This is a genomic window from Nocardiopsis alkaliphila YIM 80379, from assembly GCF_000341005.1.
GTDB classification, from domain to species: domain Bacteria; phylum Actinomycetota; class Actinomycetes; order Streptosporangiales; family Streptosporangiaceae; genus Nocardiopsis; species Nocardiopsis alkaliphila.
Genome location: NZ_ANBD01000001.1, coordinates 30,811 through 50,496, shown reverse-complemented (window position 1 = coordinate 50,496; position 19,686 = coordinate 30,811). Strand labels below are relative to the sequence as shown.

18 protein-coding genes are annotated in these 19,686 nt (G+C 68.4%); 9 read left to right on the top strand and 9 right to left on the bottom strand.

All coding sequences use genetic code 11. From position 1 onward, the window contains the following. Positions 1–5: 5 nt before the first annotated feature. On the bottom strand, positions 6–1,241 hold the full coding sequence (locus D472_RS0100230; RefSeq protein ID WP_017602488.1) for a thiolase family protein: 1,236 nt from the start codon (positions 1,239–1,241) through the stop codon (positions 6–8). Between the two features lie 245 nt (positions 1,242–1,486). Between D472_RS0100230 and paaK the strand changes: the two genes are divergently transcribed. Continuing rightward, positions 1,487–2,845, top strand: coding sequence for a phenylacetate--CoA ligase PaaK (gene paaK, locus D472_RS0100225; RefSeq protein WP_017602487.1), 1,359 nt, complete (start codon positions 1,487–1,489; stop codon positions 2,843–2,845). Between the two features lie 85 nt (positions 2,846–2,930). On the opposite strand, the gene D472_RS0100220 is transcribed toward paaK, so the two are convergent. Continuing rightward, positions 2,931–3,758, bottom strand: a complete 828-nt coding sequence (locus D472_RS0100220; protein WP_026117234.1) for an SAM-dependent methyltransferase — start codon at positions 3,756–3,758, stop codon at positions 2,931–2,933. Between the two features lie 190 nt (positions 3,759–3,948). Here D472_RS0100220 and D472_RS0100215 point away from each other — a divergent pair, with 190 nt between their 5' ends. Together D472_RS0100215 and D472_RS24415 are read left to right on the top strand one after the other, a co-directional pair. Continuing rightward, complete coding sequence (locus D472_RS0100215) at positions 3,949–4,722, top strand: nucleotidyltransferase domain-containing protein (protein ID WP_026117233.1); 774 nt, start codon at positions 3,949–3,951, stop codon at positions 4,720–4,722. Between the two features lie 857 nt (positions 4,723–5,579). Next, positions 5,580–5,807 carry a hypothetical protein gene (locus D472_RS24415; RefSeq protein ID WP_033302782.1) on the top strand — a complete coding sequence of 76 codons (228 nt, stop codon included), beginning with the start codon at positions 5,580–5,582 and terminating at the stop codon, positions 5,805–5,807. 21 nt (positions 5,808–5,828) lie between these two features. On the opposite strand, the gene D472_RS0100200 is transcribed toward D472_RS24415, so the two are convergent. Together D472_RS0100200 and D472_RS0100195 are read right to left on the bottom strand one after the other, a co-directional pair. Then, positions 5,829–6,395: a TetR family transcriptional regulator gene (locus D472_RS0100200; protein WP_017602482.1), complete on the bottom strand. Its 567-nt coding sequence runs from the start codon at positions 6,393–6,395 to the stop codon at positions 5,829–5,831. 185 nt (positions 6,396–6,580) lie between these two features. Beyond that, positions 6,581–7,993 carry a GH1 family beta-glucosidase gene (locus tag D472_RS0100195; RefSeq protein ID WP_017602481.1) on the bottom strand — a complete coding sequence of 471 codons (1,413 nt, stop codon included), beginning with the start codon at positions 7,991–7,993 and terminating at the stop codon, positions 6,581–6,583. A gap of 204 nt (positions 7,994–8,197) precedes the next feature. Here D472_RS0100195 and D472_RS0100190 point away from each other — a divergent pair, with 204 nt between their 5' ends. Beyond that, the gene (locus D472_RS0100190) at positions 8,198–9,742 is read left to right on the top strand and encodes a hypothetical protein (protein ID WP_026117232.1); all 1,545 of its coding nucleotides are present in this window, start codon (positions 8,198–8,200) and stop codon (positions 9,740–9,742) included. Positions 9,743–9,790: 48 nt separating this feature from the next. On the opposite strand, the gene D472_RS0100185 is transcribed toward D472_RS0100190, so the two are convergent. The 3 genes from D472_RS0100185 to D472_RS0100175 form a co-directional block, all read right to left on the bottom strand. Next, positions 9,791–10,846 (bottom strand): magnesium and cobalt transport protein CorA, encoded by a 1,056-nt coding sequence (locus tag D472_RS0100185; RefSeq protein ID WP_017602479.1) that lies wholly within the window; start codon positions 10,844–10,846, stop codon positions 9,791–9,793. A 92-nt stretch (positions 10,847–10,938) separates the two neighbouring features. Then, complete coding sequence (locus D472_RS0100180) at positions 10,939–11,586, bottom strand: alpha-ketoglutarate-dependent dioxygenase AlkB family protein (protein WP_017602478.1); 648 nt, start codon at positions 11,584–11,586, stop codon at positions 10,939–10,941. A gap of 58 nt (positions 11,587–11,644) precedes the next feature. Continuing rightward, entirely contained in the window at positions 11,645–13,447 is a 1,803-nt protein-coding gene (locus D472_RS0100175; RefSeq protein ID WP_026117231.1) for an NPP1 family protein, read from the bottom strand. Between the two features lie 180 nt (positions 13,448–13,627). Here D472_RS0100175 and D472_RS0100170 point away from each other — a divergent pair, with 180 nt between their 5' ends. Then, on the top strand, positions 13,628–14,053 hold the full coding sequence (locus tag D472_RS0100170; RefSeq protein ID WP_017602476.1) for a hypothetical protein: 426 nt from the start codon (positions 13,628–13,630) through the stop codon (positions 14,051–14,053). Further along, positions 14,050–14,370, top strand: a complete 321-nt coding sequence (locus tag D472_RS0100165) for a winged helix-turn-helix domain-containing protein (protein WP_017602475.1) — start codon at positions 14,050–14,052, stop codon at positions 14,368–14,370. The genes D472_RS0100170 and D472_RS0100165 overlap by 4 nt, the downstream gene beginning before the upstream one ends. Here the strand turns inward: D472_RS0100165 and D472_RS0100160 are convergent. After that, entirely contained in the window at positions 14,367–15,404 is a 1,038-nt protein-coding gene (locus D472_RS0100160) for an EamA family transporter (protein ID WP_017602474.1), read from the bottom strand. The two genes, D472_RS0100165 and D472_RS0100160, sit on opposite strands and share 4 nt — an antisense overlap. 71 nt (positions 15,405–15,475) lie before the next feature. Between D472_RS0100160 and D472_RS0100155 the strand changes: the two genes are divergently transcribed. Then, the gene (locus tag D472_RS0100155; RefSeq protein ID WP_017602473.1) at positions 15,476–16,396 is read left to right on the top strand and encodes a LysR family transcriptional regulator; all 921 of its coding nucleotides are present in this window, start codon (positions 15,476–15,478) and stop codon (positions 16,394–16,396) included. Between the two features lie 13 nt (positions 16,397–16,409). On the opposite strand, the gene D472_RS0100150 is transcribed toward D472_RS0100155, so the two are convergent. Beyond that, on the bottom strand, positions 16,410–17,339 hold the full coding sequence (locus tag D472_RS0100150) for a LysR family transcriptional regulator (protein ID WP_017602472.1): 930 nt from the start codon (positions 17,337–17,339) through the stop codon (positions 16,410–16,412). A 313-nt stretch (positions 17,340–17,652) separates the two neighbouring features. On the opposite strand from D472_RS0100150, the gene D472_RS0100145 reads away from it, so the two are divergent. After that, positions 17,653–18,195, top strand: coding sequence for a GNAT family N-acetyltransferase (locus D472_RS0100145; protein ID WP_017602471.1), 543 nt, complete (start codon positions 17,653–17,655; stop codon positions 18,193–18,195). A gap of 232 nt (positions 18,196–18,427) precedes the next feature. Then, entirely contained in the window at positions 18,428–19,630 is a 1,203-nt protein-coding gene (locus tag D472_RS0100140) for a coiled-coil domain-containing protein (RefSeq protein ID WP_026117230.1), read from the top strand. Positions 19,631–19,686 lie beyond the last annotated feature (56 nt).

The window sequence follows — 19,686 nt, the reverse complement described above, 5'->3', positions numbered from 1 at the left end:
GTCGCTCACACGCGCTCCACCAGTAGTGCCGCCCCTTGGCCCACGCCCACACACAGCGTGGCCAGACCACGTCGGGTGCCCTGGCGTTCCATACGGTTGAGGAGTGTGACGAGGATGCGCGCGCCGGAGGAACCCAGGGGGTGTCCCAGCGCGATGGCACCGCCGTCAGCGTTGACCCGCTCCTCCTCCACACCCAATCGACGCATCACGCCCAGGGACTGTGCGGCGAAGGCCTCGTTGAGTTCGATGGCCCCGACCTCGTCCAACTTCCATCCGGCGCGGTCCAGCACCTTGTGTGTGGCGGGTACCGGGCCCAACCCCATGATCTGTGGGGCGACGCCCGCCGACGCCGAGGCGACCACTCTCGCCCGCGGGGTCAGACCGTGGCGACGCACCGCTTCGGCACCGGCAAGGACCAGGGCGGAGGCTCCGTCGGACAAGGAGGAGGAGTTGCCGGCCGTCACGATGCCGCCCTGCCGAAAGACCGGGCGCAGCTTACCCAGACCCTCCATGCTCGAACCCTCACGCGGGCCTTCGTCGACGGTGACCTCGTGGGTGGCGCCCTTACGGCCGTGTACGGTGACCGAGACGATCTCGTTCTCGAAGTGCCCGGCCTCGGTCGCGGCGATGGCGCGTTCGTGGCTGCGCAGGGCGAAGGCGTCGCACTCCCGGCGCGTGAGCCTTTCCAGCGTGGCGACCTCCTCGGCCGTCTCACCCATGGACAGGGTGTAGCGCAACTCCTCGGGACCGGCGCCCTCGGGTGCCCGGGCGTCGGCCTGGGTGAAACGAGGGTTGGTGAAGCGCCAGCCCAGGGAGGTGTCGGCGACCTCGCCCGGCTTGGCCCACGGAGTGCCGGGTTTGGCCATCACCCAGGGGGCGCGCGTCATCGACTCCACACCACCGGCGACCACCACGTCGGCCTCACCGGCGCGGATGGCCTGGGCGGCGGAGGAGACCGCGGTCAGGCCACTGGCGCACAGTCGGTTGACCGTGTAGCCGGGCACGCTCGGGTCGAGTCCGGCGAGCAGGGCGGCCATGCGCGCCACGTTGCGGTTGTCCTCACCGGCCTGGTTGGCCGCGCCGAGGATGACCTCGTCGACGACTTCACCCGGCACGCCACTGCGACGGACCACCTCGGACACGACCCGGGCGGCCAGGTCGTCGGGGCGTACGGACGCCAGGGCTCCTCCGTAACGGCCCTGGGGGGTGCGGACCCCGTCGACCACGTAGACGTCGCTCACGAACGGCCTCCCATATCGAACACGGTGGCGCGAGCCACCGCCTGGTGTGAACTCATCGACATCATCTCCTTGACACGGCAGGTCGGAGACTGAATTAATGCATTAGTAACCGAACGTTCGGTCAGTAAGCAAGTCGGCTCCTCTCTCCACCGAGGCCGACCCGAACCCGTCACCGCGCGGTGGGACCGCCATCCACCCAGGCATCCGACCTGGTGGACCGCCGCGCAGCACACCCGGAGAGGCCCATGGCAAGCCAGGACACCACCACGCGGTCGGCCGGTACCGCTTCCCACCAGCGCTTCGGGCAGGCCCCCGCCCCCCAGACCCTGGATCCGGCCGAGCGCATGAGCGTCGACGAACTGCGCGCCCTGCAACTCGATCGGCTGCGGTGGACCCTGGAGCACGCCTACACCAACGTGCCCCTGTACAAGCGCAAGTTCGATGAGGCCGGTGTCCACCCCCGGGATTTGAGGAGCCTCGAGGACCTCGCCCTCTTCCCGCACACCACCAAGGCCGACCTGCGCGACAACTACCCCTTCGGCATGTTCGCCGTTCCCCGGGAACGGATCAGTCGCATCCACGCCTCCAGCGGTACCACCGGCAAACCCACCGTGGTCGGCTACACCCGCGAGGACATCGACACCTGGGCCGAGGTGGTGGCCCGCTCCATCCGCGCCTCCGGTGGTCGCCCCGGGCACAAGGTCCACGTCTCCTACGGATATGGCCTGTTCACCGGTGGTCTGGGTGCCCACTACGGTGCCGAGAGGCTGGGCTGCACGGTCATTCCCGCCTCCGGTGGCCAGACCGCCAAGCAGGTCCAGCTCATCCAGGACTTCCGTCCCGAGATCATCATGATCACCCCCAGCTACATGTTGACGCTGATGGACGAGTTCGAGAATCAGGGAATCGACCCGCGTTCGACCTCCCTGAAGGTCGGCATCTTCGGCGCCGAGCCCTGGACCGAGAAGATGCGCCGCCAAATCGAGGAACGCTTCGACATCAACGCCGTCGACATCTACGGCCTGTCCGAGGTCATGGGCCCGGGTGTGGCCAACGAATGCGTGGAGACCAAGGACGGCCTGCACATCTGGGAGGACCACTTCTACCCCGAGGTCTTGGACCCCCTCACCCACCAGGTCCTGCCCGACGGTGAGAACGGCGAGCTGGTCTTCACCTCCCTGACCAAGCAGGCCATGCCGATCATCCGCTACCGCACCCGAGACCTGACCACCCTGCGCGCGGGCACCGCCCGCCCCATGCGCCGCATGGACAAGGTCACCGGCCGCAGCGACGACATGATCATCCTGCGCGGGGTCAACGTCTTTCCCACCCAGATCGAGGAGATCGTGCTCGGACTGGACGGCCTGGCGCCCCACTTCCAACTGGTGCTCACCAAGGAGGGCCGTTTGGACCGCATGGCCGTGCGGGTGGAGGCCGCCCCCGACTGCACCGCCGACCGCCGCCTGAGCCTGTGTCGGGAGATCAGCGCGACCGTCAAGGACAGGGTCGGCGTCAGCGTCACCGTGGACGTGGTCGACCCCGAGCAGATCGAACGTTCGGTGGGCAAGTTCCGTCGCGTCATCGACCAGCGCCCCAAGGTCTGACCCAGCACCACGTAGGCCCCGCACGACCCCTGACCGGTTCGCGCGGGGCCTTGATCATTCTTCGGAGCAGCGAACCCGCCAAAGGCTAGGCATCCTTCTTCTGATCCGTTGCGGGCTTGCGGGCCACACCGCCGTACTCGGAGACCGGGCGGACCTCGTCGGCCTCAACGGCCCGTGGCCGCCACAGCGAGCAGGACACCACGCCCGGCTCCAACAGTTCCAGGCCGTCGAAGAGCGCCTCGATAGCCGCCGCCGACCGGACGGTCAGCTTGGGGGTGCCCCGTTCGTTCCACGCCGCGGCCACCTGGTGGGCGCGTACGGGGTCGAGGTCGTCGGTGGGATGGGAGACGACCAGGAAACTGCCGGGCGCCAAGGCCGCCATCAGACGGTCCAGGATCGCGCGGACCTCGACGTCGTCGGCGACGAAGTTGATCACGCCCAACAACATCAGTGCCACCGGGCGTGACAGGTCCAGTGTTCCGGCGGCCGCCTCCAGGATCGCCTCGGGCTCGCGCAGGTCGGCGTCGAGGTAGTCCGTGGCCCCCTGGTCGGAGCCGGCCAACAGCGCTCGGGCGTGCGCGAGCACCGAGGGGTCGTTGTCCACGTACACCACACGCGCCTCGGGAGCCACCGACTGGGCGACCTCGTGGGTGTTGTCGTGAGTGGGCAGCCCTGTCCCGATGTCCAGGAACTGCCGGACCCCCTCCTCCCGGGCCAGGTGGGTGACGGTGCGCACCAGGAAGGCGCGGTCGGCGATCGCGTTGTCGACGATCTCGGGGAAGAACGAGCGGATCCGCTCGCCCATCTCCCGGTCAACGGGGTAGTTGTCCCCACCGCCCTGCCAGTAGTTCCAGATGCGCGCGTTGTGCGGAACGGAGGTGTCGATCTCGGGGTCGGGAATCTCGGGGAACACGGACCTGCCTTCCACTGCCGTGCCCGGCGGACACCGGGCGGTGAACGGATCCTCCCACCACCGAACGGACGTCAAAACCCCTAGGACAAGGCGGAAACCTCCTCTCGTAGGACCGAAAACCACTCGTGGCGCGTACCGCCCACCCGATAGGTTGCGACTCGCACCCCTACGCGCCGGTCAGGAGGCCCTGGTGAAACACTCCGATGAGGAGTTCGCCCGCATCGCCGAACAAGGCACCGTGTTGCGCTGCCAGGTCGGTTCGGGCGTCCATGGTCTGGGCCTGGAGGGGACCGCCGATCGCGACGAGATGGGCCTCTGCGTCGAGCCGCCCGAATACGTCATCGGTCTGCGCGCCTTCGAGCAGTACATCCACCGCGACAGTCCCGAACACACCCGCTCGGGCCACGAAGACCTGGACCTGACCGTCTACTCCTTGCGCAAGTGGGCCCGTCTGGCCCTGGAGGGCAATCCCACGGTCCTACTGCCCCTTTTCGTTCCCGAACACGAGATCGTCACCATCACCCCCGTGGGCCAAGAGCTGCGCGCCAACGCCCACCGTTTCCCATCCCGCAGAGCCGGGGACCGGTTCCTGGGCTACCTGCGCGCTCAACGCGAACGCATGGAGGGCCCAAGGGGCAAAAAGCACACCAACCGCCCCGAACTGGTCGAACGGCATGGCTTCGACACCAAGTACGCCTACCACATGGTCCGGCTGGGCCTACAAGGTGTCGAACTCCTGGAGACCGGGGCCATCACCCTGCCCATGCCCGAACCCGACCGTTCCTGGCTGCTCGCTCTACGTCGCGGCGAGCACACCCGAGCCCAGGCCTTGGACCGCGCCCGAGAGCTGGAGGAACGCCTGGCCGACCTGGGCCGCACCTCCCACCTGCCCGCGCTCGCCGACAGCGACTGGGTCGAGCGCTGGCTCTGCGACACCTACCGCCGTGTCTGGGACGAGAGCTGAACCACGCTGGTCAGAGCCGCACCCGAGGCGGCCTCTCGGTCGGGGCGAGATAGGGTGAACCACCGAAGAGGTACATGCCGCGCCCGCATCCCACGGGTGTCCCGGTGTACCGGGCGTCGGGGAAAGGTCCGCGGCGTTCGGGGGACGACAAGTGAAGGAAACATCATGGTCGGAACCATCGCGTTCGTGCTCATGGTCATCAGCATGTCGATGATGATCATCAGCGGTCTTCTCGCGACCTTCATCAAGACCCGGTAGACGACCACCGAGTCTTGCCGGCGGGTGTGCGCCACAGCGCATCCGCCGGTTCCCCTATCCCGAGGCCGACACCGACTCCAACTCCAGGCGGGCCGTCTGTGCACTTCGTCCCGGTGTTCACCCGAACGACAGCGCGAGCTCGCGAAGTGGATGACCCGGTCGGCCAGAACCCGACCAGAGCATGTGCGCGAACGGTCGGCCCCACCGTTGGTGGGAGCGCGAATGGCCGATATGGCCGGTTCCGTGGGACGGAGCGAGGAGGGTCTCGTATTTCCTGGGGTGGTCCACGCGCGCACATCCGATGTCACGGCTCGCTCCGCGGGCGCTACGTTCCCACCACGAGTGAGGCTGAACCGAACGGATCGTCCCGGTGGCCGATTCCGGCCATCCAGGGGCGAGCGTGCACGTGCAACTGCACCGCCGGTGATATCACTGGAGGGTGTAGTCGCTCACCTCGCCGAGACCACGTGGGGCCGACCGAAACGGGAAGCGCGGCTCGGGTTCGCCTCGCCGCCGAACCCCACCCACTCCCGAGCCGTGGCCCTGCCCGTTCGGGGTCGGTCCGCCTTTCGGCTCCATGCCGTAGTTAGGGTGAACACATGTCGATATGGGCGCGGGGAGACCGCACCGGAAGGGTCGGAGAGGCCCTTTTGATGTTGGAGGGTCAGGGGATCATCGACGGTCTGGAGATCGTTCCGACCGAGGATAAGCCCTACCGCGTGCGCGTCCCGGCCGGCATCGTCCACTTGGACGAGGACGAGGCCGCCATGTTCGCCTTGGGCGCGGTCGTGGGCGCCTTTGGGAACGTGGCCCGCCTGCGCGCCTGAGAGGGATCCGAGACTTGGGCGCTACCTGCGCCCCATGGTGCGCAAGATCGCGTCCAACAACAGGTCGCGGACCATCGTGCGGTGCTCGACCGTGTGCTCCACCGTCAGCTCGTTGTTGAAGGTGGACAGGCACATGCCCACCGTCATCTCCGCCAAGGGGCGTGCGGGGCGCCCATCCTTGGGCAGCTCTTCCACGAACCGGGCCACCTCGATCGCCTCACGGACCGCCTCGACCCAGGGTTCGATGCGCTCACGCCACCAGACGCGTTGTGGTCCCGGCTCCGCGCCCAGCCCCGAAGCCGCCGCCAACAATCCACCGGACTCCAACCACAGCCCCACCCAGGCGTCCACCAGGCGTCCCATGTAGCCATCGATCGACTCCATCCGCCCGAAGGTCAAGTCCACCTGGGAGGCGAAGGCCGTCAGCCGTACCTCCACGGCCGCCTGCAACACCTGGTTCTTGTGGTTGTAGTAGCGGTAGACGGTGGAGCGGTCGATGTCGACGCCCTCGGTGATCTCCTTGTAGGTGACCTGACTGAAGGGCTTGCTCCGCAGCAGTTCCACCAGACTGCCCTGCAGTTGGAGCATGCGTTGCGCCGCACGCAGACTTGCGCTGGTCCCCGAACTCGAACCTCGCGGCGCCGCCATACCCGATCCGTCCGTCATGAGCCCCCATGGGCCTCGTGTGCCTGACCTCCCCCAGCTTGCCGCAGAACGAAACGTATGCCAACACGGCGTTGACCTCGAAGGCACCTCCGTGGGAAGAAGGTGCGTCAGGCACCTTCGACGCGCCTACGCCGGTCCCGGTGCGAGGTCAGGTAGTCGCGGTACCAGTGGTAACTGCTCTTGGGGTGGCGCTCCAGTGACTCGTAGTCCACCCGCACCAGGCCGAAGCGACGGTCGTAGCCGAACGCCCACTCGAAGTTGTCCAATAGCGACCACACGAAGTATCCGCGTACGTCCACCCCCGCTTCGATGGCCCGCCCCAGTGCGGCGAGGTGATCACGAAGGTAGGCGATCCGGTCCTCGTCGTGGACTCGCCCGGTGTCGTCGGGGGCGTGGGGTCGGGCGGAGCCGTTCTCCGTGATGAGGATCGGCGGCAGTCCGGGGTATCGGCGATCCAGGTCGATCAACAGGTCGGTGAAGGACTCGGGGACCACCGGCCAACCCATCGTGGTGTGCCGGACCCCCTCGTAGGGGACCTGTTCCACCCCGATGTCGACGGCGGTGCGGCGGGCGGGATCGGGTTCGGTGTGCGGGGCGTCGCGCAGCATGATGGGCCGGTAGAAGTTGACCCCGAGGAAGTCCAGCGGCTGCCCGATGGTCTCCAGGTCGCCCTCCTTTCGGTGGGCCCCGTCGGAGAGGTCGCCCCAGACCTCCTTCTCGTTGTCCGGGTAGGCGCCGGTGAAGAGGGGGTCGAACCAGGTTCGGTTGTGCAGGGTGCGGGCGCGTTCCACCGCGGCGTGATCGGTCTCGGAGTCGGTGGCGGGCACCAAGTGGTCGGGGTTGAGGGTGATACCGACCCGTCCCGCGGCGGCGGCTCGGAGTTCACCGACGGCCATGCCGTGCCCCAGCAGCAGGTGGTGGGCGGCGGCCAGGGCGGGCGTTCCTTCCTTCGTTCCGGGGGCGTGACGGCCTACCGCGTGACCCACGAAGGCCGAACAGAAGGGTTCGTTGAGGGTGATCCACCGGTCGACCCGATCGCCGAGTCGGTCGGCGACGATGCCGGCGTACTCGCCGAAGCGGCGCGCGGTGTCACGGACCCGCCATCCGCCCTCGTCCTCCAGCGCCTGGGGCAGGTCCCAGTGGTAGAGGGTCAAGACGGGCTCGATGCCGGCGCCGAGGATGGTGTCGACCAGACGGTCGTAGAAGGCCAGGCCCTCAGGGTTGGGGCGCCCCTTACCGGTGGGTTGGATACGCGGCCAGGCCACCGAGAAACGGTACAGGTCCACACCGAGGTCGGCGAGCAGGGCGACATCCTCGCCGTAACGGTGGTAATGGTCGCAGGCGACGTCGCCGGACTCCCCCCGGGCGACACGCCCCGGGGTGCGACAGTAGGTGTCCCAGATCGAAGGTCCCCGGCCTCCTTCCTGAGCGGCGCCCTCGACCTGGTAGGCGGCGGTGGCGGTGCCGAACAACAGGTGCGGGGGAAGCGACGAGTCGTCCTGGGGGCGTGGGTCGGCCATGGTCATCCTCCTTTGGGAGCGCTCCCAATTGTGATTCACGTGACCTCGAAGCGCAATCACCCCTCCGTGGTCGACACGACACCCATGGTGAGGGTTCTTCGTCCACGCCTGACCACCTCGCACACCGAACCGGACACGATTTTTGACCGTCACACCCTCCAGCGCGCTTCGTCCCTCGGGCGCGCGGAGAAAGGGATCGAAGGCATGAGTTGGACCGACTACTCGCAGAACGTACGTATCCGGGATCTGGAGGAGAATCTCAGCTCCGCTCACTCGCAGATGGCCCGGGAGCGCAGCCGTATGCGCTCGGAGCTGGGACGGTTGAGGGGAAACCTGGAACAGCGGCTCGACCGGGTCTCGGCCACCCTGGACGCGTTCATCGAACTCAGCGACCTGCGCGTCACCCTCGGCATGTTCGACGGCGCGGCCATCGCCCGCCACCGCACCCTACAGCTACTCGACGGTGCGGCCCTGGGCACCCTCGAACTCGACGACGTGCCCGGATACTGGCTGGTCCCGGCAGCCCGCGGCCTGCACTCCCTACTCAACGGCGACCTCTCCCGAGCCCGCCTGCGCTTCGACGAGGCCACCCGGATCGACGCCGCGCGGGCACGTACCTTCGTCGCCTTGGCCGCCGCGCTCACCAGTGCGGAGAACGCCCGAACGCTCGGTGAGGACGTGGCCGCCGACCTCCTCCCCCACCTGCCCTCTCCCGACGCAGGACTCACCCGCGGTCAGCGCGCCCTGTGGCTGCTGAGCGCGGACGGTTCCTTCGGCGACCACGCCCGGGAACGGCTATTGCTGTCCACCCTGCGCCACTGGTCCACGGAGGGGTTCCAGGCCCCGACGGTGGACGCCTGGACCGCGCCCGCGTCCGGTGGTACGCGCCCGGGCCCCAAGGACGATCCCACGATCGCCCAGCGTGCCGAGGCCGCCCGGAGGATGCGCGAACTACGTGAGCGGATCACCACCATCACCACACTGGGAGGCGAGGAGACCCCTACCGAGGTACTCGCCCCCGACCCCGACAGCGCCGCGTTCCTCCAGCAGACCCTGCGCCTGTTGGTGGAGGAGGGCAGCCCCGAGGAGGCGCCCCTGCTGGCCGAGGCGAGCCGGTTGCGCGCGGTGATCGAGGGCTCCGGTCAGGAGGTGACCCTGCCGTCCTGGGACGAGACCGTGGAGAAGGTCGACACCCTGCTCCAACGTGACCTCACCACGGAGCAGTCGCCCCCACACCGCCGCACCTTCGCCTTGGTCCTGCAACGCTCCGCCGTACTGGAAGGAGCCCAGGCCTTGGTGACCCGTGCCTGTGCGCCGCCGCCCGAGAAGACCGACCTCGCCACGCGGGGGGTCACCATCCCGATCACCGCCGCCGGGGCCGACCAGGGACGACTCGAAGAGGCGCGTCGAAGGATCGAGGCGCACACCACCCCGAACGGCAACGCGCGCACCATGCTGTGGGCCGCCGTGGCCACCGCCGGTGTGCTGTTGATGATCTCCCTGCTCACGACGCACGGCGTCCTTTGGCTGTTGACGGTGCTCTCGGCGGGCGGGGCCGCGATGGCCTATCGCACTTCCACGCGGGAACAAGGCGAGGCCGAACGGGCGCGCGAGCGGGAAGGGCGCATGTTGCGGGAGCGGGTGGACAAGGCGGTCGAGGATCGGCGTCGCGCTCTGGCTGAGGCCGAGGAGCACGCGGCTTCGGCCCGCGAGGACCTGCGGGAGGTCCAGCGCATGCTCAACCCCTGAAAGGGCGCCCGCTCCCCGGCCGGGCGAAGGACCGGCCTGGGAGCATCCCTACAACCACCCTTGGCGCTTGAAGAGCACGTACAGGAGCAGGCTGAGCAGGGCCATGGCGGCCAGTGTCAGCGGCCAGGTGAACAACCAGTGGTAACCCGGCCCTGGAGCGATGTTCATGCCATAGAGCGAGGAGATCAGGGTGGGCACGACCAGGATGCCGCCCCAGGAGGACACCTTCCGCATCACGTCGTTCTGGGCCTGGTCCACCAGGCTGCTCTCCACCGACATGATGTTCTGCAACAGGTCCCGGAAGCCGTCCACGCGTTCACGGACCACGGTCACGTGGTCGGCGACGTCACGCAGGTGTTCGTGCAGTTCGCTCCTTCGCCTGCCTTGCGAACGGTCCCGGTGGTCGAGGAGTCCGGCCAAGACCTCTCCGAGTGGGTCCACGGCCCGTTGTAGCACGATGACCTCGCGGGTCAGGCGGTAGATACGCCGGGAGACGCCCTTCTCCTCGTTGAAGACCTGGTTCTCCACCTCGTCGATGTCCTCTTGGAGTCCGGCGACCACCGGCGCGTAGTCATCGACCACTCGGTCCAACACGGCGTGGACCACCCCGAGCGCGCCCTGGCCTCCAGGGTGCCCGTGCTCCTCCATGCGAGCACGGATCTCTTGGAAGTCCAGACCGGCGCCATGGCGGAGGGTGATGACCAACCGGGGGGTGACGAAGAGGTGGACCTCCCCGACCCTCAGCCTCTCCTCGGCCTCGTCGTAGACGGCCGGGCGCAGAACCATGAACAGGATGTCACCGTAGGCCTCGACCTTGGGGCGTTGGTGGGCCACGATCGTGTCCTCCACGGCCAGTCGAGGCAGGTCGAAGCGACGACCGACCTCCTCCATCTGCCCACGGTCGGGTTCGGTCAACGCGATCCACGCCAGTGCCTCGGGGTCCGTGTCCAGGGCCCCTTGGACGTCGCCGAGGCCGGCGACCTCACGTGGGGGCGCTCCCCTCCGGTACAGGACGATCCGGCATTCCCCGGGCGGCCCGTCGGCGGGCAGAACCTCGCCCTCCCGTCCCAGGGCCATGGTGCGCTCGGGCGCGGCTTCGGTCATCGTCGGGCCTTTCCGGTCGTGTCCTCGTCCCGATCCTGACCAAGACGAGGCCGGTTCGCGAGCAGGACACGCTCACCCGGCCGCAGGCCCGCTCAGCCATCGAAGCCGGAGGCACGGACGGTGATGTTGAGCCGCCCCACCAGTCCGAGGGCGGGGTCGGCGGTACCCGGCCGAACGCGGGTCACGCCGTGATAGGCCATCCGGGAGGGACCGCCGAAGACGAACAGGTCTGCGCAACGTAGTTCCACGTCGGTGTGGGGGCGGTCGCGGTTCTCGGTGTTGCCGAAGCGGAACACGCAGGTGTCACCGAGGCTGATGGAGACCACCGGGGCCCGGGAGCGTTCGTCGCGGTCCTGGTGCATACCCATGCGAGCGTCGGCGTCGTAGAAGTTGACCAGGGCCACGTCGTGGGGGTCGCCTTCGTAGGGGACGCCGTAGGCCTCCTCGATCGCGCGGGCGGCCAGGTCGCCGAGCAGGTCGGGGAAGGGCTGGACCGGGGTGCCGTCGGGCAGGGTCCGACTGTAGGAGTACGGACGCCAGTGCCAACCGAGGGAGACCATCGAAACGCTCATGGTCCCACCGCCGGGCATGGTGTGCCGGCGCATCCCGGCGGGGCCGCGCGCCCACTCTCGACACCGCCGGACCAGATCGACTCGGGTGTCCAGGGACAGTCGTCCGGGCAGGTGCACCGCGCCGGGGGCCACTCTCACCGGCGGGGATTCGAACAGGGCGTCGTCCATCGGCCCATTGTGTCCCACGCGGTGGCCCCGTCCGGGTCCGATCCGCGCGGGAGTGTCCTCAGCGGCGCATGAGATCACGGACGTTGACGACCAGCAACAACACGACGATGAGCACGATGGGCACGGTCACGGCGATCCGCCAGTCGGCGATGAAGGCCATCACGACCCCTAGGAGGACGCCGGTGACCAGGGCCAGGAAGGCCACCCCGGTGAGGTATTGGACGAATTTACGGCGAGCGATCGAGTCGATGGCGGCGAACAGCAGGACCACGCCGAGCATCGCCCACAGGGTCATCTGACCGTCGAGCAGGAACAGGGTCAGTGCCAGGGAGAGCAGCAGCAGCGGAGTGCTCAGCGCCACCCACACGTGCAGGAAACGGGTGGTGCGTTGTTCCCCGGAGGCGTAGGGCATGTGCGGGGCCTTGAGGTGCCCGGTGGGCGCGGGGAGCAGTGGGACGTCGCTCTCCAGGGCACGCAGGTGACCGTCCCGTTCGTCGGCGGTCAGTACGCGCTTTTCGTAGACCTCGCCGAGCTCCATCTCCAGTTCCTCGATCCTTCCCCGGTACTCGCGGGAAAGCGGGCGGGAATGGGCTTCGCGTTCCAGGACCAGGCGGGCCGCTTCCAGTCGTCGGAGTTCGTCGCGACGGCGGAGGATGTCGGCGTCGTGGGCGCGCAGCCGCTCATCGAGGTGTTTCACGTGGGAGCGCAGTTCGGCCCGGGCCGCCTTTTCCGTGGGGGCGACCTTTTGCAGACCGACCCAGGCCAGGGGGTCGGCCCAGGAACGGCGGATGGTGCCGTCGCGTTCGTAACGAGGACCGCTGGGAGCGCGTTCACCATCGAAGAAGTCGCCGGTGTCGCGACCCCATAGGCCACGGAAACCACGCAACCACGGGGTGTGGTCGTCGATGAGGACGGCGTTCCACTCGCGGTCTCCACCGGGGCCCAACCGTTCGCCGTCCCCACGGGCGTAGTCGACGAAGGGCACACCGATGCCGTGTCGGTTGATGGCGCTGTCGGCGCGAAAGAGGCGGTGGCTCAGTCTGCGCCAGGCGCGGACCGGTCCGCGCAGGAAGGAGGGGTCGACCTGGATGAGGTAGTCGCCGGGGAGCATCTGGTGGGAGTGTGATCCGGCGCCGACGTAGATCATCGGGTGGTCGCCGTCCCGGTGCAGGTCGGGGTCCTGCCAGGAACGCCGCAGGTCGTCACCGTGGTACTCGTGCGAGGAGGCCCCGACCCAGAGCGGGCGGGTGGTGCCGTCGGGGTTCTCCACGACGTAGACGGTGACGCGCTCCCAGTCGGCCTCGTGGTCGTTGACCCCGCCGTAGATGGTGCGCCAGTCGTTCATCGCGTAGAAGAACCAGTATTGAAGGATGGTGTAGCCACCCTCGCGGGTGACGCGCCCGTAGTAGGTGGCGCCACCGTTGTCGACTCGCTCGCGGTAGCGGGTGACCGCGGCGAAGGTGAGGCCACCGGGGACCGCGCCGCGAATGAGCAGGGACAGCTTCATCAGGATGTCGAGGACACGGCCGAGCACGCCCACGGCGGCCAGCCGGCCGCTCTTGGGGATGACGGAGCGCGCGATGCCCTTGAAACGTCGGGCCTCCTCGCGCAGTGACTCCTCCTGCACGAAGCGCAGATGCTTGTGGCGGTGGGGCCACTCCTCCTCGGCCTGGGAGAGGCGGTCGAGGGTGAGCTCTCCGGCGGGGACGATGAGGCTCTCGCGCCCGCCGGGCTCCTCGATCCACAGGCTGCAATTGCGTACGTAGGCGTCCACGTCCGTGGGGAAGAAGAGTTCTCCCTTGGTGCACATGAGCACCGGTTCGTGGGCGCGCAGGAGTTCGAGATCAGTTTTCGCGGCCATGATTCGCACCAAGTTAGTGCATTCGCCGGTGCGCACGCGCTTTGGAACAACGGGGGATGCGTCACGTCCCCGCAGAGCTCCCGGCTGTCGATCCACCGCCAGGGATCACCATGGAAATTACTTGCCAACATGGAAAGTTAGTGTCAACGTAGAAACACGATGACCACGGGAGGTGCGCACATGCGCAGAGAAGAAGCCTGGGACGCCCTCGAACAGGCCCAGGCGTTGGAGAAGAAGGTCCGCCCGATGGGCCACTGGTACGCGGTCTACGGGATCGGCTACGGAGTCGTCAGCCTGACCCTTCTCCTGTCCATGGGACTGAGCGACTCGGTCATGGGCGTGATCGTCGGAACGTCCTTCTTCGCCCTGGCACTGTCGCTGTTGAGCCTCTACATGGTCAAACAACCGGTCAAGCCACTGCACTACGGCAAGCTGCACACCTGGGGCATCGCCGGATGGGGCGTGATCTACTCTCTGGCGATCGTCGTGGGCATGATCTTCTTCCAGGGCGAGCCACTCTGGTGGGTGCCGATGGCCCTCCTGAGCGCCATCCCCACCTCGGGGGCCGGCCTGATCGTCCTGCGCCGCGCCGGGAGGGCCCGGTGAGTCACCCGCGCAGTCGACTGGACGAGGTCATCCACTCCCCCGTTCGGTTCTCCATCGTGGCCGCGCTCGCCTCGGCCACCTCGGTGGAGTTCCGGGTGCTGCGCGATCTGGTGGAGGTCAGCGACTCGGTGCTGTCCAAGCAGATCGCCACCTTGGAGGAGGCCGAATACGTGGCCGTGAGCAAGTTTCGGGTGGGGCGCCGCACCCGCACCTCGCTGACCCTGACCGCAGGGGGCCGCAAGGCCTTCGAACAGCACGTGCGGGCGCTGCGCGACATCGCCGATGGCGTGGCGGTGCCTCCGGCCGAGAACCCCTAGAACAACTCCGGTACGGGGCCGTGTCCCTGACCCCGCCCCCCGGCCCTTTCGGGTTCGGGGAACGGGGTGCGCGGCCGGTGGGCACCCTCCTCCACCCCCGAACCCGTCCTGGCGTGGCGCAGGCGCACCACCTTCTTCTCCGGAAGGGCCGGGCCGGGCCCACGGTCGCCCCGGGCCGCTCCGAGGCCGGCGACCACCACCAGGCCCATACCCACCAACTGAACGGTGACCGGGGCCTGACCGATGACGATCATTCCCATCACCAGGGCCACGGCCGGCTCCAGGCTGGAGAAGGTGCTGTAGGCGGTCCGACCCATCCGCTGCAGGGCGACCATCTCCAATAGGAACGGCACCATCGGAAACAGCAGGGCGATGAGCAGGGTGAAGCCGATCAGTTCCAGGTTCGGGTCGGCGATGGCCCCCGGGGCGCCCAGTGGGGCGGTGACCACGGTGCCCACGATCATCGACAGGGTCAGCCCGTGCATGGCGCCGAAACCCGCTCCGACCTTCTGGGTGAGGATGATGTAGCCGACCACGCATACCGCGCCGGCGAGCGCGAAGGCGACGCCGACCAGGTCCAGCTCACCCTGCCAGGGACGGGTCAGGCACACCACGCCGACCACGGCGGCGAGGATCCACACGAGTTCACGGCGACGGCGCATGGCGGCCACGGCCACCACGAGGGTGCCCAGGAACTCGATGGCGGTGGCGGTGCCGAGTTCGATGCGGGCCGTCGCTTCGGAATAGAACAGCATCATCCCCGCGCTCGCTGTGCCCAGGATCACCACGGCACCCAGCTCGCGTCGCGTCGCCGCGCGCACGGCCCGCCACAGGGAGCGACCACCGAGCATCGTCAGCAGCAGTGCCGCCCAGCCGAGCCTGAGCCAGGTGACGGTGGCCGGACCGGCGTGCTCGAAGGCGGTGACGGCGAGCGCACTGCCGGTGTGCAGCGTGAACATGCCGATGAGCAGCATGAGGGGGGCCGGGACCTGGAAACGGGCACGGCGGCGCGAGGTGAGGAAGGAGGGGATCACCCGACCATTGCATCCAAGCCGTTCGTTTCTGTCCACGGACTGATGGTGGATGAACCATGTATTTTTGGTTGATGGATTTCACTCGGCTACGTCTGCTCGTGGAACTGGACCGACTCGGCACCATGGCAGCCGTGTCCGAGGTCACGGGCATGAGCACCTCCGCGGTCTCCAAACACTTCGCCGTCTTGGAGAGGGAGGCGAAGGTGCCCCTACTCGTTCCCGACGGACGTCGGGTGCGGCTCCCCCCCGCCGGTCACAGGCTCGCCGAACACGCGGTGGACATCCTGGCCAGGGTGGAGGCGGCCCGCTCCGAATTCGCCGGCGAGGGCGCCCCGATGGGGCGCGTGGACCTGGTCATGTACACCTCGGCGGCCCCGATCGTGCTCCCGGCGCTACGCCGCCTGCGACGCGACCACCCCGGCATCGACATCCATCTGACCGAACACGAGTCGGAACAGGCACTGACCCTGTTGCAGGACGGTGGGGCCGATCTGGGAGTGGTGTACCAATACAGTCTTCTCCCCCGACGTTTCCCGGGGACGCTGAGGGTTCATCCAGTGGGAACCGAAGGGCTCTTGTTGTCCCAGCCCTCCCATGGGGCGGACAGTCGCACCCTGACCAGACGTCGGCTGCGAGAACTGGCCGACGCAGCCTGGATCGCCAGCCCCTATCGGGGTGACGAGGAGGCGCTGGTACAGCGGATGTGCGCCGACGCCGGCTTCACCCCGCGGATAGTGCACCGGATCGACACCCTGGAATTGTTCGAGGAACTGGTGGCCGCCGGGTTGGGGGTCGGGGTCGTGCCGCGCCTGTCGACGACGACCCGGCGCGGGGTGGCCCACGCCCCGTTGGGCGAGTTGGGCGGTGTGCGCCAGGTGTTCCTGGCCGGACGTACCGGGGGCTGGTCCTGGCGGCCGATCCGAGTGGTGGCCTCCTATCTGCACCAGGCGGCCGAGGGCGTACTCGACGACGTCCCGACCCTGCCCTGGTGAGCCCGAAACCCCATCAACCAGCGATGGCGAAGGGGCCCACCGAGGGGACCGGAACCTTGCTGGCGGCCTCACGAACCGCGGTGAGCAGGGGCTCGGGGGTGGCCCCGGCCCGGGAGAGCATGATGACGTGGCGACGCGCGGTCTCGCGCACCCCGCGAACGACGATCTGGGGGTGGTTCTGTCCTGTCCAGGCCAGCCGGGGCATCAGCGCGATCCCCAGGCCCGCCTGGACCATGGAGAACACCGCGCTGAAGTCGTCGACGGTGTGCACCACGCGCGGCTGGAACCCTGCCTGGTTGGCGGCGCCGGTCACGCAGGCGTGCCAGGCGGTGCCTGGAGCGGACATGATCCAGTCCTCCCCGGCCAGGTCATCGGCCAAGTGCAGGCTGGTCCGAGTGGCCAGGGGGTGTTGGTAGGGCAGGATCGCGTCGAAGAGTTCGACCATGACCGGATCGCTGCGAAAGTCGGGGTGGCCCGCAGGGGGCAGGTGACCGGTGGACATGGTGACGGCCACGTCCAGCCGACCCGAGCGGACCATTTCGGCGCTGTCCTCGGGTTCGGCCTGTACGACCTCGAAGCTCCAGCCCGGGTGGCTGTGGCGCAGCCGGGCCAAAGCGGGGGCGAGCAGATCACTGATACCGGTGGAGAAAGAGCCCACCCGAATGACGCCTCGGTCACCATCGGCGTATTCGGCCAAGTCGGAGGCGGCGCGCTCCATCTCCGCGAAGATCACGGGGGCACGCTTGAGGAGCACCCGGGCGGCGCCGGTCAACAGGAAACGGCGCCCCTGCCGTTCCACCAGAGGAGTCCCGTCCTCGCGGGTCAAAGCGGCCAACTGCTGGGAGACCGCCGAGGGTGTGACGTTGAGCGCCTCCGCGGTCGCGGCCACCGTGCGATGGTGGTCGAGGGCTTGAAGGAGCTGCAAGCGCCGGACATCGATCATGGACCCCAACTTATGGCAGGGCGGTAGGACTTCGATGTGATTTCGATCCGATGATGGGTTGTTTCTGGGTGATTCGGTACACACCCCCCTGCCGCCCGCCCCACATCCAAAGAAACCATCAAGAGGAAAGATTTTCTTTTTTTCTTCAATTGCGGCGAGATGTGCAGTTTTTCCTCGTGTCGCACCCTTCCCCTCTGTTATCGACGCGTACAGTCAGACCCACAGCTCAACCACGGATCCGCGCCGAGCGGCTCCCAGGGGGCCCAGTACTCAAGCTGGTGAAACGGGTGAGAAGAAAATGCAAACTTCGCTGATGACCAAAACTCGACCGACCGACGTCGGAGTTCTCAGCTTCCGCTACCTCGGTTCCCACGAGGTGGAGGAACTGGCGGACCTGTGGGGAGCCCTCCACCAGCAGCACACGGTGACCGCTTCCCACCTCGAGGACATCATCGGCGCCGTGAGCCTGGACGAGTCCTGGCGTCGTCGCCGCGCCCAGTACCTGGCCTGGCTCGCCGACCCCGACACGATGGCGATCCTCGCCGAGCACGAGGGAGACCTGGCCGGCTACGCGATGGTGACCCTGCGCGAGAGCGCCCAGGGCAGCTGGGACCGAGGAGACCGCGTCGCGGTCGTGCAGACCTTCGCCATCGACCCCGAGTACACCGGCACCGGCGTGGGCTCGGAGCTCCTTGAGGAGATCCGCCGACAGTTGGCCGGCATGGGTGTGCGGGACATCGAATTCTCCGCGCTGGCCACGGCCTCCGAGGACATCACGTTCTTGGAGCAGGAAGGTTTCCGCCCCTTCATCACCACCATGGTCTGCCGCGTCAACGGTTTCGGTGCCCACGACTAGGCACCGTTCTCAGCGCCTCGGCTTCGCCGTGGCGTGTCCAGGCGCCGGAGAGACAGGCACTCGAACGGCACCCCGTGGTTCGCCGAGCCAGGACCTGGACCCGCATCGATTCCCCCGAACCGGCCCCCGCGCGGTCTCACCCACGTCCCGCGCGGGGGCTTTCCCCGTCCGCTCCACCCTCGAGCGCGACACACCCGCCCACGCTCCGGACGGAAGGCGCTACGCTCGCCCCGTGGCCTCCTCCGACTCCAACACCTGTGTCTTTCCCGGCTGTACCCGACCAGTTCCCCGCGGGTCCTCCCCCGGGCGCCCACCGCAATACTGCGACTTGCCCGAGCACACGCGGTGGCGGGCGTGGAAGGAACGTCAACGGCTGGCTCAGGAAGCGGAGAACGCCGAGAGTCAGGTGCGCGCCGAGCAGCGGGAGAACGACCCCACCGCCATCTCACAGGCCGGCGAACCCGTCAGCGCAGCCCGGCTGCGCGCCGACGACCTGTTGATCCGCTTCGCCGTACAGACCGAACAGCTGAGCGCGACGTTGAACGCGGCCACCGAAGCCTTCTCCACCATGTCCGACCCGGCCGCCGCCGAAGCACAAGTGGAGGCGGCCCGTCTGGAAGCCTCCCGTCGTGTAGCCGATGCCGACTCGGCCCGGCTGGAGGCGGAGAACCGTCGGCGGGAGGCCGAAGCGGCTCGACGCGCCGCGGAGGCGGCCACCGCCTCGGCCGTGGCCGCCACCCAGGAGGCCGAACGCATCGCGGAGGAGGCTCTGCGTCGTAGGGACACCGCCGAGACCGAAAGTCGAGCGCAGGCCGAACGCGCACGGATCGCGGTCCTGGAGCGGGACGCCGCCGTGGCCGAGGCCAACGCCGGGCTGGCCACCGCCGAACGCCGAATCGCCGACACCATCGAGCGGGCACGCGCCGAGACCGAACGTGAGCGCACCGAGGCGGCGCTCCGCCTGGACCGAGCCCAGGGCGAAACCGAACGGGCACGCAGCGAACTCGTCGAACAGTCACGTCTGCGCGAGGAGGCCGAACGGGCCGCCGCTGAGGCCCGCGCTCGCGCGAAGAGCGCCGAAGAGCGTGCCTACCGGGCGGTTCGGGACCTGGAGTCGGAGCGGTCGCGTTTCGACACCGAGCTGGAGCGCGGCCACCGCCTGCTGGAGTCCGACCGGGCCGCGGCCGAGGCCGAGCGACGACGCCTGACCGCAGAGTTGGAGCGCTCCAACGCGGACCGCGAGCGACTCATCGCCGAACTGGACACTCAGCGCCGCAGCGCCGAAACGACCCTGGTCGAGGCCCGCGAGGCCGGAGCGGCACGGTTGGCGATGGCCGAGGAGGCCAGGGATCGGGCCCTGGAACGCGCCGAACGCGCCGAAGCGGAACTGAAGGCCCTCCGCGAACGCCGGCGCGAGGAGGCCGGTTCCGCCTGAGCGCCCCTACCCCTTCGGTGACCTCCGCCCCCGTGCACAAGGACCCCTCGACCTAG

Coding starts and splice junctions, on each gene's coding strand:
- D472_RS0100175 (WP_026117231.1), bottom strand. CDS start 13,447: ATGGCCGCGAAAACTGATCTCGAACTCCTGCGCGCCCACGAACCGGTG.
- D472_RS24415 (WP_033302782.1), top strand. CDS start 5,580: ATGTCGATATGGGCGCGGGGAGACCGCACCGGAAGGGTCGGAGAGGCC.
- D472_RS0100170 (WP_017602476.1), top strand. CDS start 13,628: ATGCGCAGAGAAGAAGCCTGGGACGCCCTCGAACAGGCCCAGGCGTTG.
- paaK (WP_017602487.1), top strand. CDS start 1,487: ATGGCAAGCCAGGACACCACCACGCGGTCGGCCGGTACCGCTTCCCAC.
- D472_RS0100195 (WP_017602481.1), bottom strand. CDS start 7,993: ATGGCCGACCCACGCCCCCAGGACGACTCGTCGCTTCCCCCGCACCTG.
- D472_RS0100185 (WP_017602479.1), bottom strand. CDS start 10,846: ATGACCGAAGCCGCGCCCGAGCGCACCATGGCCCTGGGACGGGAGGGC.
- D472_RS0100145 (WP_017602471.1), top strand. CDS start 17,653: ATGACCAAAACTCGACCGACCGACGTCGGAGTTCTCAGCTTCCGCTAC.
- D472_RS0100180 (WP_017602478.1), bottom strand. CDS start 11,586: ATGGACGACGCCCTGTTCGAATCCCCGCCGGTGAGAGTGGCCCCCGGC.
- D472_RS0100190 (WP_026117232.1), top strand. CDS start 8,198: ATGAGTTGGACCGACTACTCGCAGAACGTACGTATCCGGGATCTGGAG.
- D472_RS0100155 (WP_017602473.1), top strand. CDS start 15,476: ATGGATTTCACTCGGCTACGTCTGCTCGTGGAACTGGACCGACTCGGC.
- D472_RS0100150 (WP_017602472.1), bottom strand. CDS start 17,339: ATGATCGATGTCCGGCGCTTGCAGCTCCTTCAAGCCCTCGACCACCAT.
- D472_RS0100200 (WP_017602482.1), bottom strand. CDS start 6,395: ATGCTCCAACTGCAGGGCAGTCTGGTGGAACTGCTGCGGAGCAAGCCC.